Source organism: Anaerotignum lactatifermentans, from assembly GCF_014982935.1.
Classification (GTDB): domain Bacteria; phylum Bacillota; class Clostridia; order Lachnospirales; family Anaerotignaceae; genus Anaerotignum; species Anaerotignum lactatifermentans.
The window spans coordinates 18,769-32,368 of record NZ_JADCKK010000012.1 but is presented as its reverse complement, the minus strand read 5'-3'; the positions used below and the strand labels follow the sequence as shown (position 1 = coordinate 32,368).

At 42.1% G+C, this 13,600-nt stretch carries 15 protein-coding genes and 1 riboswitch; of the genes, 1 reads left to right on the top strand and 14 read right to left on the bottom strand.

The window, feature by feature from the left end:
* Positions 1 to 11 precede the first annotated feature (11 nt).
* The 9 genes from atpC to INF29_RS15010 are packed head-to-tail and all read right to left on the bottom strand — an operon-like array spanning position 12 to position 6,457.
* Entirely contained in the window at positions 12 to 419 is a 408-nt protein-coding gene (gene atpC, locus INF29_RS04765) for an ATP synthase F1 subunit epsilon (protein WP_087989498.1), read from the bottom strand.
* 12 nt (positions 420 to 431) lie between these two features.
* Positions 432 to 1,829: a F0F1 ATP synthase subunit beta gene (gene atpD, locus INF29_RS04760; protein WP_191344172.1), complete on the bottom strand. Its 1,398-nt coding sequence runs from the start codon at positions 1,827 to 1,829 to the stop codon at positions 432 to 434.
* Between the two features lie 15 nt (positions 1,830 to 1,844).
* Positions 1,845 to 2,744, bottom strand: a complete 900-nt coding sequence (gene atpG, locus INF29_RS04755) for an ATP synthase F1 subunit gamma (RefSeq protein WP_193484962.1) — start codon at positions 2,742 to 2,744, stop codon at positions 1,845 to 1,847.
* Positions 2,731 to 4,506 carry a F0F1 ATP synthase subunit alpha gene (gene atpA / locus INF29_RS04750; RefSeq protein ID WP_193484960.1) on the bottom strand — a complete coding sequence of 592 codons (1,776 nt, stop codon included), beginning with the start codon at positions 4,504 to 4,506 and terminating at the stop codon, positions 2,731 to 2,733. Before atpA ends, atpG begins: the two co-directional genes overlap by 14 nt.
* The gene (locus tag INF29_RS04745; protein WP_087989502.1) at positions 4,506 to 4,988 is read right to left on the bottom strand and encodes a F0F1 ATP synthase subunit B family protein; all 483 of its coding nucleotides are present in this window, start codon (positions 4,986 to 4,988) and stop codon (positions 4,506 to 4,508) included. Before INF29_RS04745 ends, atpA begins: the two co-directional genes overlap by 1 nt.
* A gap of 18 nt (positions 4,989 to 5,006) precedes the next feature.
* Positions 5,007 to 5,231 (bottom strand): ATP synthase F0 subunit C, encoded by a 225-nt coding sequence (gene atpE / locus INF29_RS04740; RefSeq protein ID WP_072849572.1) that lies wholly within the window; start codon positions 5,229 to 5,231, stop codon positions 5,007 to 5,009.
* 39 nt (positions 5,232 to 5,270) lie between these two features.
* A complete protein-coding gene (locus INF29_RS04735) occupies positions 5,271 to 5,957 on the bottom strand; it encodes a F0F1 ATP synthase subunit A (RefSeq protein ID WP_072849574.1) in 687 nt (228 codons plus the stop codon).
* Positions 5,958 to 5,978: 21 nt separating this feature from the next.
* Positions 5,979 to 6,239 carry a hypothetical protein gene (locus tag INF29_RS15015; protein ID WP_330608281.1) on the bottom strand — a complete coding sequence of 87 codons (261 nt, stop codon included), beginning with the start codon at positions 6,237 to 6,239 and terminating at the stop codon, positions 5,979 to 5,981.
* Positions 6,233 to 6,457 carry a hypothetical protein gene (locus INF29_RS15010; RefSeq protein ID WP_330608280.1) on the bottom strand — a complete coding sequence of 75 codons (225 nt, stop codon included), beginning with the start codon at positions 6,455 to 6,457 and terminating at the stop codon, positions 6,233 to 6,235. The genes INF29_RS15015 and INF29_RS15010 overlap by 7 nt, the downstream gene beginning before the upstream one ends.
* A gap of 720 nt (positions 6,458 to 7,177) precedes the next feature.
* Between INF29_RS15010 and INF29_RS04725 the strand changes: the two genes are divergently transcribed.
* Positions 7,178 to 7,738 carry a PadR family transcriptional regulator gene (locus INF29_RS04725; RefSeq protein ID WP_072849578.1) on the top strand — a complete coding sequence of 187 codons (561 nt, stop codon included), beginning with the start codon at positions 7,178 to 7,180 and terminating at the stop codon, positions 7,736 to 7,738.
* A 329-nt stretch (positions 7,739 to 8,067) separates the two neighbouring features.
* Here INF29_RS04725 and pflB read toward each other — a convergent pair whose 3' ends face one another.
* From pflB to INF29_RS04700, 5 genes are all read right to left on the bottom strand, one after another.
* Positions 8,068 to 10,299 carry a formate C-acetyltransferase gene (gene pflB / locus INF29_RS04720; RefSeq protein ID WP_193484958.1) on the bottom strand — a complete coding sequence of 744 codons (2,232 nt, stop codon included), beginning with the start codon at positions 10,297 to 10,299 and terminating at the stop codon, positions 8,068 to 8,070.
* A gap of 27 nt (positions 10,300 to 10,326) precedes the next feature.
* Entirely contained in the window at positions 10,327 to 11,040 is a 714-nt protein-coding gene (gene pflA / locus INF29_RS04715) for a pyruvate formate-lyase-activating protein (RefSeq protein ID WP_193484956.1), read from the bottom strand.
* A gap of 55 nt (positions 11,041 to 11,095) precedes the next feature.
* A riboswitch (ZMP/ZTP riboswitch) is annotated at positions 11,096 to 11,179 on the bottom strand.
* A gap of 185 nt (positions 11,180 to 11,364) precedes the next feature.
* Positions 11,365 to 12,138 (bottom strand): hypothetical protein, encoded by a 774-nt coding sequence (locus INF29_RS04710; RefSeq protein WP_193484954.1) that lies wholly within the window; start codon positions 12,136 to 12,138, stop codon positions 11,365 to 11,367.
* On the bottom strand, positions 12,086 to 12,403 hold the full coding sequence (locus INF29_RS04705) for a hypothetical protein (RefSeq protein ID WP_072849585.1): 318 nt from the start codon (positions 12,401 to 12,403) through the stop codon (positions 12,086 to 12,088). The genes INF29_RS04710 and INF29_RS04705 overlap by 53 nt, the downstream gene beginning before the upstream one ends.
* A 22-nt stretch (positions 12,404 to 12,425) precedes the next feature.
* The gene (locus INF29_RS04700) at positions 12,426 to 13,376 is read right to left on the bottom strand and encodes a stalk domain-containing protein (RefSeq protein WP_193484952.1); all 951 of its coding nucleotides are present in this window, start codon (positions 13,374 to 13,376) and stop codon (positions 12,426 to 12,428) included.
* Positions 13,377 to 13,600: the final 224 nt, after the last annotated feature.

Here is a 13,600-nt window from a genome sequence, read left to right as displayed (position 1 = left end):
CATCAAAATTATCACATAAATTTCTTTTCTTTGATTTTCAAACGCGTCATAGCTCTGGCCATAGCCATTTGACCGCGATAATACTCTTTTCGGCTTGTCTGCAAAGCTATGCGTTCTTCCGCACGTTCTTTTGCTTCCTGCGCACGTTTTGCGTCAACGTCTTCCGGTCTTTCGGCACTGTCTACGACCATGGTGACTGTATTCCCTACGACACGAGCAAATCCCTGTCCAACAGCCACATAATACCATTTTCCATCCATTTTGTAACGCAGGATGCCAATGGCAATACCGATTACCATGGAAACATGGTTCGCCAGAACGCCATATTCCCCATCGCTGGTAGGCACTACCAAACTTTCGCAGGTACCTTCATAGAACAGACCACTGCTGGAGGAAATCTTCAATTGAAACTGTGTCATATTGCCGCCTCCTTATGCGCCCTGTGCCATCAGTTCTGCTTTCTTCTTCACATCATCAATGGTGCCGACGTTGAAGAATGCTGCTTCTGGATAGTCATCCATTTCACCAGATACGATGGCTTTGAATCCTCGTACAGTTTCTGCCAGAGGGATATATACACCTTTAACGCCTGTAAAGTTTTCAGCCACAGAGAATGGCTGAGACAGGAAACGCTGAATCTTTCTTGCACGATAAACAGTCTGTTTATCTTCATCACTCAGTTCATCCATACCCAGAATTGCGATAATATCCTGCAATTCCTGATATTTCTGCAGCATCTGCTGTACCTTCATAGCTGTCTGATAATGTTCTTCCCCTACGATGTCCGCTTCCAGAATTCTGGAGGAAGATGCCAAGGGGTCAACAGCGGGGTAAATACCCTGTTCCACAATTTTTCTGGACAATACTGTTGTGGCATCCAGATGGGCAAATGTAGTAGAAGGCGCAGGGTCAGTCAAGTCATCGGCAGGCACATATACTGCCTGTACAGAAGTGATAGACCCATCTGTTGTGGAAGTGATACGTTCCTGTAACTGACCCAGTTCATTTGCCAGTGTAGGCTGATAACCAACGGCAGAAGGCATACGACCCAGCAATGCGGATACTTCAGAACCAGCCTGTACAAAACGATAAATATTATCGATGAACAGCAGTACGTCCTGATGTTCTCTGTCACGGAAATATTCTGCCATAGTCAAGCCTGTTTCTGCAACACGCATTCTGGCACCTGGTACTTCATTCATCTGACCGAATACAAGTGCGGTTTTACTCAAAACACCAGAGTCTTTCATTTCCCAATACAGGTCATTGCCTTCCCTGGAACGTTCGCCAACGCCTGTGAAGATGGAATAACCGCCATGTTCTGTTGCTACATTATGAATCAGTTCCTGAATCAATACGGTTTTCCCAACACCAGCACCACCGAACAGACCAATCTTACCGCCCTTTGCGTAAGGTGCCAGCAAGTCAATAACTTTGATGCCTGTTTCCAGTATTTCTACTGCGGGGCTTTGTTTTTCAAAATCAGGGGCTTTCCGGTGAATAGACCAGTGTTCTTCTGACTGCACAGGTTCTCCGCCGTCAATGGGTTCCCCCAAAAGGTTAAACATTCTGCCCAATACTTTTTCGCCAACAGGAACCGTAATACCGGCACCTGTTGCGGTAACTTCCAATCCTTTGGAAAGACCTTCGCTGGTATCCATCATGATACAGCGCACGACGCCTTCCCCCAACTGCTGTGCTACTTCCATTACCCGTGTATGGTCTTCTACCACAACAGTCAGTGCTTCCTGAATTTTGGGTACATGCTCCTGTGGAAAACGCACGTCCACAACAGCACCCATGATTTGTATGATTTTTCCTTGTTCCATACACCAGTTCCTCCTTTACAACCGCTTCTTTTTCTGGGCTTTCGCACCAGCAATGACTTCTGTGATTTCCTGTGTGATACTGCCCTGCCGCAAGCGGTTGTACTGCAGCTGCAATTGCTGTAACATTTCCGTTCCGTTTTTGGTTGCGCCATCCATGGCAACCATACGGTCATTGAGTTCGGCACAGTAACTTTCTGTCAATGCACTGAAAATAATACCCTGCATGGTGATAGGTGCCAGTTGATTGAACACAGAAACCGCATCCGGGAAAAATTCTTCCGGTACTTCCGGTTCGTCACCTTCCGGCAGACCCATATCTTTATGATGAAACTGTTCACGAGAAAGGGGCAGCAGTTTCATCATGACAGGTTCTGACTGCAAGCCATTTTTCATACGTGTGAAAATGATGTACACTTCCTGTACGCTTTCATTACGCACTTCTTCCAGCAAGTCAACTGTAATCTGTCTTGCCCGCTGTAAGGTAGGCTTTTGGGAAGAATACAAAAAGTCTTCTTCGATGGGGATCTGTTTGTGCTGAAAATAATGGCGACCAACCAGCCCAACAACAAAGAAACGGGCATTTGGATGTTCGTGATATTCCTGCTCTGCTTTCTTTTCCACGTTCAAATTGTATGCCCCGGCAAGACCTTTATCTGCCGTGATAACAATATAAGCCCGTTTTCCGGCAAAATTGGGTCCATCTACAGGTTCCAAAAAGCGATGTTCCATTTCTGGTATATGATGCAAAATATCGCCAATGCTTCGGCGAATGGTATAAAAGTAATCATGCACCTGCTCCATATTTTTTCTTGCTTTTCGCAATTTGGATGAGGAGATCAGATACATTGCATTGGTGATCTTCATGGTGTCTGAAATACTTTTCATACGATCCTGAATTTCTTTACTGCTTGCCATATCCTTGCTCCTTCTTGAATACGTCTAATTCTGCCAGAACAGCTTCTTTCTGTTCCGGTGTAAATTGTTTTTCATTTCTGATAAATTCCAGAATTTCAGGTTTATTTTCTTCCATGTATCCATAAAAGTCAGATACAAAACCAGCAACTTTTTCTTTGGGAATACCAAGGAGTTTTCTGCTAGTGGCAACACAAAGGGTAATAACCTGTCTTTCCAGAGATTTTGGCTGATACAAAGGCTGTTTCAGCAATTCCATCAGCTGCTGACCATATTCGATCTGTTCTCTTGTGCTGGTATCCAGTTCAGAACTGAACTGGGAGAAGGATTCGATTTCCTTATACTGTGCCAAGTCGATACGCAGGGTACCGCTTACGCTCTTGATGGCTTTTGTCTGCGCCGCACCACCTACACGGGATACGGAAAGACCTACGTTAACCGCAGGACGGAAGCCTTCAAAGAACAAATCGCTTTCCAGATAAATCTGACCATCGGTAATAGAAATAACGTTGGTAGGGATGTACGCAGAAACGTCCCCTGCCTGTGTTTCGATAATGGGCAGTGCTGTAATGGAGCCGCCGCCATGGGCTTCATCCATACGACAGGAACGTTCCAGCAGTCTGGAGTGCAGATAGAATACGTCACCGGGATATGCTTCACGTCCTGGAGAACGTTCCAGCAACAGTGACAGTGCACGATATGCCACCGCATGTTTTGACAGATCATCATAAATGATCAGAACGTCTTTTCCCTGATCCATGAAGTATTCCGCAATGGCAGTACCGGAATAAGGTGCCAGATACTGCAATGCCGCCGGTGCGCTGGCTGTTGCCGCAACAACAACGGTATAGTCCATTGCACCATGTTTTTTCAAATTGGTCATTACCTGTGCAATGGTAGAGGCTTTCTGCCCAATGGCTACATATACACAGATCACATCTTTATCTTTCTGGTTCAGAATGGTATCAATGGCAATGGCTGTTTTACCAGTCTGTCTGTCGCCGATGATCAATTCCCTCTGACCACGACCAATGGGAAACATGGAGTCAATCGCCATGATACCTGTCTGCAAAGGAACATTGACAGACTGTCTTTCAATAACGCCGGCAGCTTTTCTTTCCAGCATATACCAATCTTTTGCTTCAATTTCACCTTTACCGTCAATGGGCGCACCCAGGGCATCCACAACACGTCCCAGAATGCTGTCCCCTACGGGAATACCGGCTCTGCGTTTGGTACGCAGCACACGGGTACCTTCTGTCAAAGTCTGTTCATCACCCAGAACCATGCAAAGGATTTCTGTTTCGTCGATATTCTGTACCAGACCTTTCAGACCGTTTTCAAACAATACGATTTCACCATACATGGCTTTGGAGATACCTTTTACCGCAGCAATCCCATCATGAAGATGGTGTACATAGCCGCCTTCTTCAATGGAAAATTCATCTTCAAAACCATTGATATCACTTTTCATAATGGAGATGATATCTTCTCTGCCTTTTTCTTTCCGAAGCTGACGTTCCAGTTTATCAAAAGTCAGTTTGAATGTATTGTCAAAAACTTTATTCCCAATCTGGAGCATATAACCGCCCAGAATGTCATCATGTTGATGTTCCTCCAGTACCACGTCTGTGGCATTATATGTTTTCTGGAGGATTTTTTTCAGCTCCTGTAAATCTCCTTCAGAAGGTCTTTTGGCATAATGAATGATCGCCTTCAAAATTCGATTTTCTTCAAAAAATTCTTTTGTGAAATTTTCTGCCATCACGCTTCACCTACCTTCTTCAGCAAATCTTCAAAGAGCGCTTTTTCTTTTTCTTCGTTGATATTGTTTCCCACTGCTTTTCTAGCTGCAAGCATGGCAATGGTAACCATTTCATCCTGAGTATCTGCCAGCAGTTTTTTTCGTTCCTGCTCAGCCTGCTTTCTGGATGAAATCAAAATGCGTTTTGCCTCTTCTTCAGAAGCCTGCAATTGTTCTTTTTCTTTTTTGCTGGCTGCTTCCAAAATGCGCTGCGCCTTTTCCCTTGCCTCTTTTGTGGCATTTTCCACGGTTTCCTGTGCCTGCTGGAGATTCTGGTTTGCCAATGCTTCCTGCTCTTTGGCATGATCCATCTGTCCCTGAATCATTTCCTGCCGCTGATCCAGAACTTTTTGTACCCTTGCGAACAGAAATTTTTTCATAAGGACATACAGTACGATCAAATCAACAAAAGTCCAAATAATATTCCAATTCAGCGTTAACATTTCCACATTCTCCTTTTATCAGCCTAAGAACAGGATAATCAGCAATGCGATAACAAAGCCGTAAATTGCAGTTGCTTCGGCCAGTGCGGCACCAAGCAGCAGTGTTTTGCTGATTTTGCTTTCTGCTTCGGGCTGTCTTGCAATAGATTCTACTGCTTTAGAAGTAGCGATACCAATACCGATACCTGCGCCAATACCTGTCAATACTGCAATACCTGCACCAATCGCGATTAAAGTTGTCATTTTTATTTCCTCCTTGAATATCCTAATTTCATCTTTTTATTACTCTATGGCTTCTTTGATAAACAAAGCGGTCAAGAATACAAATACATAAGCCTGAATCAGTCCATCGAAAATATCGAAGTACAGGCTGAATGCCACTGGAATGACTGCTGGTACAATGATTTTAATCAATTCCATAACAACAAATGCACCCAATACATTCCCGAAAAGTCGCATGCAAAGAGACAGCGGCTTGATAAAGATTTCCAAAATATTAATGGGGGTAATGATTGGCATAGGCTCTGCAAAGCTTTTAACCCAGCCTTTCACACCTTTCTGATGAATGCCTGCGTACTCAATGAGCACAATGCTCATGATGGCAAGTCCTGCTGTCACATTCAGATCTTTTGTTGGCGGTTTGATGCCAAAAAGTCCGATGAGGTTCGCACAGCCTATGAACAGAAGCACCGTTCCCAGATATGGCACATATCTTTTGCCATGTTCACCAAAAATCCCCGTGAAAAAATCCTGTAAAAATGTCACACAGGATTCCACAAAAACCTGACGTTTTCCTGTTGGCACGATTTGCAGATTTCTGGTCAGGTAAAGCGAAGCCACTACAAGAAAAGCCATGATGATCCATGTAGCTACCACGGATTCGGGAACCGGTATCCCGCCAAACACAGGAATGGTAAATGCCGTTTCACAGTTCAGCTCGTTCATCAGTTCTTCTGCTAAACTTCCCATATGATTACTCCTTTTTTACGATTACTGTACACTCCCTACCGGAAAAGCACTGCGGAATACTTTCCGAACAATGGGTCCTGCAATGAGCAGCTGAAATGGCAAAGCCATGATAAAGTTTTTGGGGATATTGGTCAGCCAAATCATACCAAGCTGTCCCCATTCTCCCGTTCTGACGCACATTTCCAAACCGCCATATAAACTCATGACAATGACCATGGGTACTACCATACAAGAGGAAATGCAAATGACCTTACGCAGTGTACTGCTTTCAGGTTTTACCAAAAACGGAAGGCAAAGCCTTTTGCCAGTTTAGATACCAAAAACCAGTCAAAGCACATAGCGTATATGTAAGCGATGGGAAAACCAAGCCAACCTTCTCTCAATACATCCAATGACGGACTGCCCATATGGAGTGTAACATTATACATACTCATCCAAAACACCATTACAAAACACATCAATACGGTATAAATCAAACTTTCTCTTTTATTCTGCGGCATAATTATCCTCCTTTTATTTCCATTACTGCCTTTTTTGTCCACAAGAAATATTGTAGTAATTTCTTGTGGGTCATGTAAGTGTTTTTTTATTTTCGTCTTTTTCTCCGAAATCGGCAGAAATGATTTCATTTTGTAGGAAATTATACCCAATATCTTTTTAGAACATGCAGGGCAATTCAAACAATAGAATTACCAAACATTTTTTGATTTTTTCCGCTGTGATGTTATCTTTTTTCTGTACTTTCATTGGTGTTTTTTCTTTTTTGAATTTTTGCCGCCGCATCCCTTCTTTCTAGTCACGCGGCAAACTCCTTGTGCTGATGCACCTGTTTGTCGTTTTTTTCATAAGAGCGTTTACAAAAATTTCATTCTATAATTTCATATCACCATTATGAGGGAAATACATCTGTATCCCCTCAGGTTTTTCGGCACACCAGACTTCAATTTTCATTAAATCCAGCGACCATTTTGGACTTTCCAATCACAATCCTCTTCCAACCACATCACACTCCTTTTACGCTTCAAAATCCAGGGTGTTTCCGTGTAAAGATGATACTCTTCAAACACGCACTCATATTATCACTCCATTTGCAACATGTCAATATTTACATGTTTAAAATTCCATGTTTTTTTTAACATGTAATTCTAGAAATGTTTCTTTGTTTGTGATATAATACATCTAGTTTTCATGGCATAGTAATACATTAAGGAGTGAAATATATGGGGACGTTAAAATATGCCATCCTTGGGTTATTAAACCGCCAAGAGATGACGGGCTATGAATTGACAAAAGCAATTGAACACAGCCTTCTGGGATCATGGCGCGCAAAACACAGCCAAATTTATCCAGAATTAAAATCTTTGACACAAAAAGGTCTGGTCAAATATGAAGTTGAAATCTCTGGCACTGTATTGGAAAAGAAGGTATATTCCATTACAGAGGAAGGACGCAGCGATTTCCTGCATTGGGAATCCAAAAAACTTCCATTGCAGCCAAATACCAAAGACGAATTTCGATTGCAATTATACTTTTCCAGTTGTCTTCCACCGGAAAAACGCATTGAACTATTGGAACACCAATTAGCCCTGCATCAAGCAAAATTGCAGAAACTAAAACGGATCATACAGAAGTTCGATGCAATTCCACCTACGGAAGAACCCTATTTTAGTGATTACCTGGTCCTTGGTGGTGCAGTTGCCAGAGAGGAAACAAGCTGCCATTGGTTAAAAACATGTATTGACCTTTGCCAGCAACGGTTGAATGATTCACAAAAGGATTGATTTTTCTTTTTCAGTTCGTTTATTTTCTTTTCTATTCTTACCTAAAAATGTAATCCTATATTTGTTATGAATCATAAACTTTTGACCAAAATCCGTTGCCGATACCAAATGCATATCTTTATCTGATGTATTTCAGACATCTTTGAGCATAGCAGAAGCACCTCTTGTTCAGCATCGCTATATACTACCACTTATTTCTATAAATGTAAATTAATGTAAGATTTTTTTACAATATTTTCACACCCTTGCACAAACATTTATACAAAAAAGCCAAACCCTTCTTAAAAGCGTTTGGCTTTTTGTCGTAAACAAATTCTATTTCTTCCTAATTATACCGCCTCGTGGAATGTACGCATGATAACTTCTCTCTGCTGATCTTTGGACAAACGATTGAAGTTTACGGCATAACCAGAAACACGAATGGTCAGTGTAGGATATTTTTCGGGGTGTTCCATGGCATCCAAAAGGATTTCTCTATTCATGACATTGACATTCAAGTGATGCGCACCCTGATAGAAATAACCATCCAAAATGTGAATCAGATTTTCAATACGCTGCGCTTCATCTTTTCCCAATGCATCAGGAACAATGGAGAATGTATTGGAAACACCATCCTGACATACATTTCTATAAGGAATTTTTGCAACAGAATTCAAAGAAGCCAATGCACCATTTTCGTCCCTGCCATGCATGGGGTTTGCACCGGGAGCCAAAGGTTCCCCATGTTTTCTACCATCAGGTGTTGTACCTGTTTTTTTGCCATACATGACATTGCTTGTGATGGTCAAAGCAGACAGTGTATGTTTTGCATTGCGGTAGATGGGATGCTTCTTCAATGCATTGGAGAAATAGGTTGCCACTTCCACTGCCAGTTCATCCACACGGTCGTCGTCATTGCCGTATTTCGGGAAATCCCCTTCCACGTTAAAATCTACAGTCACACCATTTTCATCACGGACAGGAGTTACTTTGGCAAACTTGATGGCAGAAAGAGAGTCTGCCACAACAGAAATGCCAGCCATACCAAAGGCGGTCAGTCGTTCCACATTGCCGTCATGAAGCGCCATCTGGCTTGCTTCATACGCGTATTTATCGTGCATGTAGTGGATGATATTGATGGTATCCACATAAAGTTCTGCAACATAGTCCAGCACCTTTTTGTAACGATCCCAAACTTCATCAAAATCTAAAACTTCGTTTTTCAATGGTTTGATTCCGGGAACTACAGGCACTTTCTGCAATTCGTCCACGCCTGCGTTTAACGCCATCAGCAGAGATTTTGCCAGATTTGCTCTTGCGCCGAAGAACTGCATCTGTTTGCCCACACGCATAGCGGATACACAGCAGGAGATGGCATAATCATCGCCGTAAAGAGGACGCATGACATCATCGTTTTCATACTGAATAGAATCTGTCTGAATGCTCATTTTTGCGCAGTATTTCTTGAATTCTTCCGGCAGATCTCTGCTCCACAGTACTGTCATATTGGGTTCCGGTGCTGTTCCCAGATTGGTCAGGGTATGCAGATAACGGAAGGAATTTTTTGTAACCAAAGGTCTGCCATTGATGCTGACACCGCCAATGGCTTCTGTCACCCAAGTGGGATCGCCGCCGAAAAGTTCGTTATATTCCGGTGTTCTCAGGTGCCGCACCAGTCTTAATTTAATGATGAACTGATCAATGAGTTCCTGCGCTTCTTTTTCTGTGATAACACCGTTTTGCAAATCTCTTTCGATGTAAATATCCAGGAATGTGGATGTACGTCCCAAGGAAATAGCGGCACCATTGTTTTCTTTTACCCCTGCCAGATATGCCATATACAAAAACTGAACGGCTTCTTTGGCATTTTTCGCAGGTTCGCTGATATCCACACCATATTTCATTGCCATGGATTTCATTTCTTTCAGCGCTTGAATCTGCATGCTGATTTCTTCTCGCAAACGGATTCTTTCATCTGTCATAGGACCATCAAACTTGTCCTGTTCCTTTTCTTTTTCGCCAATGAGGAAATCCACACCATAGAGGGCAACTCTTCTGTAATCCCCAATGACACGACCACGACCATAAGCGTCAGGCAGACCTGTTAAAAGACCTACGTGTCTTGCTACTTTTGTTCTCTTTGGATATGCGTCGAATACGCCTTCGTTATGAGTTTTCCGATAAGCATGGAAATCTTTTTCCAGCTGGGGATTCAATTCATAGCCGTACTGTTCCAAGGCACTTTTTGCCATTTTCATGCCGCCATAAAGATTGACAATCCGTTTCAGGGGCGCATCTGTCTGCAAGCCCACAATTACCTCATTTTCCTTGTCAATATATCCCGGTGCAAAATTGTCAATACCGGATACGATATTGGTTTCCACATCCAGAATGCCTTTTTTCATTTCTTCCAAAATCAGTTCATGGCATTTATCCCATACTTTCTGTGTTCTATCTGTAACCCCTTCCAGGAAAGTGTCATCACCTTCGTAAAGGGTATAGTTTTTCTGAATAAAGTTTCTGACATCAATTTCTTTTGTCCATTTTCCTGTCTGAAAACCCTGCCAAGCCATTGTATTCATTTCTGCGTCATCCTTTCTAACCACATGTTATGCAATCATTTCCGTCAGCAAATTTTGAAGATACTGTATTTTTTTCTGTTCCATAGGCGGAACGCCTTCCAGAGAATATGGAATGCCTAAAGCATGGTATTTTCCCACGCCCATGGTATGGTAAGGCAACAGTTCCACTTTCTGTACATTAGGAATTGTCTGAATCATTTCCCCCAATTGCCGAATATGCGCTTCCTCATCAGTCAAACCGGGCACTACTACATGCCTGATCCAAAGCGGAACATTCTTTGCAATGACCGTTTCCAAGAACGTTTTCGCAATGGAAAAATCGCCTCCCGTCAGTTTGTGGTATTTCTCCGATATCACATGCTTGATATCAAAGATCACCAGATCTGTGTAATCCAGCAATGCATCATAAGAACCATTTCCATAACCTGCCGTATCCAGACAGGTAGAAATATGCTCGGCTTTACAGGCTTTGAACAATTCCGTTACAAAATCCGCCTGCAACAAAGGTTCCCCACCGGAACAGGTGACACCACCTGTATTGCCGTAATAGGGACGATAACGTTTCAGCATCTTCATAATTTGACCTACATCCATTTCTTTTCCGCCGGAGAGCTGCCATGTATCAGGGTTATGGCAGTAGCGGCACCGCAAATGGCACCCCTGCAGAAAAAGAACGGTACGGATTCCAGGTCCATCCACAAGTCCCATGGACTCAATGGAATGGATTCTGCCTTGCTGCATATCATCACCTCTTTCTATCCAATTTTTTGAAATAGAAAAAGCCGCACGCCCGGGCTTTTCCTGCCCAGACGGTCGGCTTGTGGTAACGATTATACTCCATGTGGTTAGATCCACGATTCCGTCAGTCATATAATCCACGAGTTGATACTAGCATACTTTATTTTGTGTGTCAAATGGAAATCTTTAGAAATTTGTGTTTTTCACAAAGATTATTGTTTTTTTGTCGAAAACATTTTATTTTCTTCTGTTTCGTGACAAGATTCTTGTAAATTTTATATAGACAAGATGTGACAGAGAATCTGTTCTTTTTTAACAACAACACCTTTATTTCAATGAAGTCCAATTGCCATTTTCATAAACATATCCGTATTCTTTCCAAATATCGGTCTGTTCCAAATCATTGTTTGCGACAAAAAGCTTCTCACCATCGTATAAACAGTCCAACTTATCTCCATTAGAAAGTTCCAATGTCATGGCAAACATACGATATGGATATTGGGGAATGGTGCCCATGGCATCGGTACTTTTCTGGTTGATGGTTTTCCCATTTCCTTTTCCTCGTAATTCCAGCTTTCCATTGTTGAAAGAATAGGAAATGCCTAACTCCTTCAGAACAGCAGAAAGTTCCGTATACTCTTCCTGAATGGTCAGAATGGAAACCCCTGCACATTCTCCCGCTTTCACTTCTTCCAAAGGGAAAGAGCCCTTCTTTGTTTTCAGAATATCCCCTTTCTGCAGCACGTCTATCCCTAGCTTATGCGCTGTATTTTTCTCTGCCCGCATCAGATACTGGGAACAGTTTTCAAAAGAAAAACGATTTGGTGCTTCTGGATTGCCATGGACAGAATTTCTATTTGTTTTTGTAATCTGTTCCAGATTCTCAGGTAAAACCTCCTCATTTCCATTCTGGTCATATAAAACAGTTTTTTCCGATATGGATGCATCTTCTTTGAATGAAACAGGCTGTCCAATCAACTCTTCCGCATCAACAAGCAATTCTCCCTGGCAGGCATAAGTGCCAATCTGCAGACCATTGATATATGTTTCATATTTCCATCCATCCTGCACATGTGGGATATCGCCTTTTTTTATCTTCATTTGGATAAATATCCTCCTGCCACAAAACGATTTCTGATACCATGCCCGATCTGGTTTCCAGTGTACGACTTTCTGCAGCATCCACAAAAAATCCAGAGTCCAGCAAATCTTTTAGATAAACATACACTTTTTCATTCTGGCAAATATATGGAATGGCTTCTCCCTCTATTTCAACGGTTCGGGTATCAGCCTGCATTCCTTTGCAAAGCACCCATGCCACACATAAAGCACAGGCAGTCGCCAGAAAAACGAGGCTTCTTTTCATTGTTCTTCCCTCGCTTCCTCCATTATGAAAGCATAAAACCAATATTGATGAATCCTTTATGCAAGCCTGCAAATGCCAGACCCGCTGATTCGCTATAAATTTCTCCTGTATATTCATTGAAATAGATTGGGAAATTTTCGAACCCTTTTAACTCATATACATAAAATCTGGCAAGTTTTTTCCCGGTATAGGTCACTGCCGAAGCATCATAGTAAAACTTCTGCTCAATTTCCTGATTTGTTTCTTCTTTTGCAGCAATCAAATCCTTCTGATACTGAACAGAAACATCAGTGATTTTTTCCAGACCATTTTTGGAAACATATTGGGGCTTTGTTCCGTTCGGCATTTCAATGGCAATGACACTGACTTTTACCCAATTGGGGGATTCCGAATTATCTTCATGACAATAAGTTTTTTCGTAGTCATCCACATACTGTACCTTTCCACCAAAGGTCTCCGCAACAAAGCGCAGTGGAACATACAAATAATCGTAATCACACAGGTAATAAGATGCAGCCATTTCATGACCATTCAGCAGCACGGTACTTTCATTATATCTTGGAAAAACAAGGGTGTTGTCCCCTTTTTTCAATGTCAGATAATTTCCAGACTCATCGGTCAGATCATAGGTAATGCCCAGAGGTTCTGCGATTTTTTCCAAAGGGGCATACACAACACCATCTTGCAGCACGGTTTCTGGTTCCGGTACAAATCCGCCGTTAATCATCAGCAGACGGATACCATTTTTTACATCTCTTTCATAAGTGCTCTCCTCGCAATTTGAATCTAAATTCAAAAAAGAAATTTCATAAAAATCTGATAATTCTGTTTGATAAATACGTACATCAGCCTTGTTTTCTGTCCATTTGAGCGGTTCTGCCCCCAATGCGCACTCACCTGCTGGCAAAAGAAACGCAAAGCAAAGAAGCGGAACTGCCAGTTTTTTCCCAATACTGCAATCAAACTTTTTCATAGTCATCCCTCTTTCCCAATCATCCAAACAATGCCTCTTTTAATGTATCTTGAAAAATACATCTATATGTTTATCATATCATAGAAAGGAATAAAGAATAGGAAAGCCCTCGTTTTGTAAGAATTTCTTTCGAAATTTATGATACTGCTCATGTCTCAACAAAGAAAAAAGCAGCGAAATATCATCTCGCTGCTAAAGTTGTTTTTCTTTTCATAGAATCATCT